This window comes from Microbacterium sp. Leaf351, assembly GCF_001423825.1.
Lineage (GTDB): Bacteria > Actinomycetota > Actinomycetes > Actinomycetales > Microbacteriaceae > Microbacterium > Microbacterium ginsengisoli.
Genome location: NZ_LMPK01000015.1, coordinates 47,003 through 49,374, shown reverse-complemented (window position 1 = coordinate 49,374; position 2,372 = coordinate 47,003). Strand labels below are relative to the sequence as shown.

3 protein-coding genes are annotated in these 2,372 nt (G+C 72.6%); 1 reads left to right on the top strand and 2 read right to left on the bottom strand.

The features are described from left to right. Positions 1 to 610 (top strand): ArgP/LysG family DNA-binding transcriptional regulator (locus ASG00_RS05880; protein WP_235559266.1); only part of this gene is annotated, 610 nt, incomplete at its 5' end. Positions 611 to 628: 18 nt separating this feature from the next. Here the strand turns inward: ASG00_RS05880 and ASG00_RS05875 are convergent. Both ASG00_RS05875 and ASG00_RS05870 read right to left on the bottom strand, forming a co-directional pair. After that, a complete protein-coding gene (locus ASG00_RS05875; protein ID WP_056207535.1) occupies positions 629 to 1,660 on the bottom strand; it encodes an NADP-dependent oxidoreductase in 1,032 nt (343 codons plus the stop codon). A 196-nt stretch (positions 1,661 to 1,856) separates the two neighbouring features. Further along, the coding region (locus tag ASG00_RS05870) for a MarR family winged helix-turn-helix transcriptional regulator (RefSeq protein WP_327037491.1) at positions 1,857 to 2,372 on the bottom strand (516 nt) is incomplete at its 5' end.

Sequence of the window (2,372 nt, the reverse complement as noted above, 5' to 3'; positions counted from 1 at the left end):
GATCGCGGTCAACGCCGACTCCCTCGCGACGTGGCTGCTGCCGGCGCTCGTCGAGCTCACCACGACGCATCCTGTCGTCGTCGACCTGCGACGCGCTGACGAGGACGACACGGCCGATCTGCTCGCCGAGGGGGCCGTGCTGGCGGCCGTCACCACGCGACGGGCGCCGGTGAGCGGATGCCGCTCCCTCCCGCTGGGCACAATGGTCTACGAAGCCGTCGCCGAGCGTACCTTCGCGGAGCGCTGGTTCGCAGGCGGGGCGGCGACGCGCGAGACGCTCGAGCGCGCGCCGGTCGTCGACTTCGACCGGCGTGACGATCTGCAGACACGGTGGCTCGAGGAGCACGGCGCGGACCCGGCGCGCCCGCCCCGGCACTACGTGCCGGCGTCGGTGGAGTTCGCGCGCGCGATCACCTCGGGGATGGGCTGGGGGCTCCTGCCCCGGTCGCAGAGCGGCGATGCCCTGGCCGATGGTCGACTCGTGGCCCTCGGCGGGGCGCCCGCACGGGTGCCGCTGTACTGGCAGCACTGGAATCTGCGCTCGCCACTCGTCGACGCGCTCACGGCACGGGTGCGAGCCGCGGCATCCGTCGCCCTCGACTCGCCCTGACCCCGGGGCGAGCCGCGGTCAGGCCTCGCCGACCTGCAGCACGGTCTTGCCGCGCGTGTGACCCTGCTCGAGCGAGGTGTGCGCAGCGGCCGCGTCGGTCAGCTCGTACACCTTGTCGACGTAGACCTGGATCGACCGGGAGTCGAGCAGGCGGGCGATCGTGGCGAGCACATCGCCGTCGGGGATGTACTTGTAGCTCGTGGCGCGCACACCCGCGGCCCGCGCCGCCTCGGCGTAGCCCGGCCACGATCCGGTCGGCACGAGCACGTACAGTCCGCCGGGGCGCAGCACCTGCAGCGACCGGGTGCCGGTGTCGTCCGCCGCGTTGCCGACGAGGTCGATCACGACGTCGACCTCGGTGAGGACGCCTTCGAAGCGGGTCGAGCGGTAGTCGATCACCTCGGCCGCGCCGAGCTCGCGCAGCCACTGCGCGTTGCCGGCAGACGCCGTCGTCGTCACCCGTGCGCCGAAGTACGCGGCCAGCTGCACGGCGAAGTGGCCGACTCCGCCGGAGCCGGCATGGATGAGGATGCTCTGCCCCTCGTGCGCGTGCGCCGTCTCGACCACGAGCCCCCACGCGGTGAGCGCCGCGAGCGGTACGGCCGCGGCTTCGGCGTGCGACAGCGTGGTGGGCTTGCGCGCGAGCGAGAGGGTCGGCACGACCGCGTACTCGGCGTACGAGCCACCCGTGCGCGGGAAGGCGACGGTGCCGAACACCTCGGTGTCGGGCGGGAAGGGGTGCGCCTCGAACGGAGACGCGACCACGATCCCGCTGAGGTCGAAGCCGAGCGTCGAGGGCAGGGACGGCACGGCGCCAGAGACACCCGCGCCGGCGCGGGTCTTCGCGTCGATGGGGTTGATGCCGGCGGCGACGACCCGCACGAGCACCTCGCTGAGCACGGGGCTCGGCACCGGCACGTCGGCGACATGCAGAACGTCGGGGGCGCCGGTCTCGTCGAAGACGACGGCACGCATGGTCGATGGAGCGGTGAATCCACTCGTCGCGACGGATGTCGCGGAGTGCGCGGCGCGCAGCGGCCTGAATCGCAAGGTCGCTCCTTCCCCCGTGTGTGTCATCGTCGGCAGCACACTGCCCTTGGAGCCTTCAGTCAAGCGCGGCAATGTCTCATCGGTGTTACGGCGGTGCTACCGGGTGGAGAAGGTGCCCTCGGACCCTCCTGGGTGCGTCACAGGGCCTCCCGTCCGCCGGTGCGTCACGCCCCCGGCGCCGCGCGCCCGGCGGGGCTCAGGCCTCGGGGACCTCGCCCGAGGCGAGGGCGTGCAGCAGTTCGGTCAGCTTCTCGATCGACTCGAGCGGCCAGTCGCTGAGGGCGGAGAACAGGCGGCCTTCGAGGGGGCCGCGAGCGGTCTCGATGCGCTCTGCGCCGAGCGGGGTGACCGAGATCACCCGCACCCGTCCGTCGTGCGGATCGGGTGTGCGCTGGATGAGTCCGAGCTCTTCCAGCTCGCCGACCTGGCGGCTGATCATGCCCTTGTCGGCCACGAGCCGCTCCGCGAGGGTCGAGGCGGTGACGGGGCCGCCGCGGGAGATCACCGAGAGGATCTTGAACGTGCCCGGCAGCATTCCGGGGCTCGCGGCCTCGGCGAGTGCGGCGTAGTAGCGGCGGAACTCGCTCGCAAGCTCCGCGAACGCTCCTTCCAGGCCGCGCACCGCCGCCTGACGGACGGGGTCGGCCGTCTCGTCAGGCGCCGGTGCAGCACTCGCCTCGGAGATCACCGGGACACCGTACCGCGCGATGCG